Genomic DNA, 260 nt, shown 5'->3' on the forward strand with positions numbered 1-260 from the left:
AAAAGCTTGAGAAGCGTGCTGGTAGCGTTAGCATGCATACTATTTACCGGCTTATTCGTACTCAAGGTTGGCGTAATAAACTCCCAAGGCACGGTAAGAAATATCGACAACGCAAAGGTAGTGAAGCTGGTGCAAAGCTTATCCCTAACCGCGTAGATATCGATGAGCGGCCTGATGAAGTAGACTTAAAGGAAACAATAGGCCATTGGGAAGCGGATACCGTCCACGCCCCAGATGGCGTCTTTGTCTCGTTAGTAGAG

The 260-nt window shown here is 47.7% G+C and carries 1 pseudogene; it reads left to right on the forward strand.

The features are described from left to right. Window positions 1-260: pseudogene (locus AB4238_RS22250) on the forward strand (IS30 family transposase); the annotation flags it as partial.

The sequence above is a fragment of the Shewanella sp. 10N.286.45.A1 genome (assembly GCF_041470405.1).
In the GTDB taxonomy this organism is placed as follows: domain Bacteria; phylum Pseudomonadota; class Gammaproteobacteria; order Enterobacterales; family Shewanellaceae; genus Shewanella.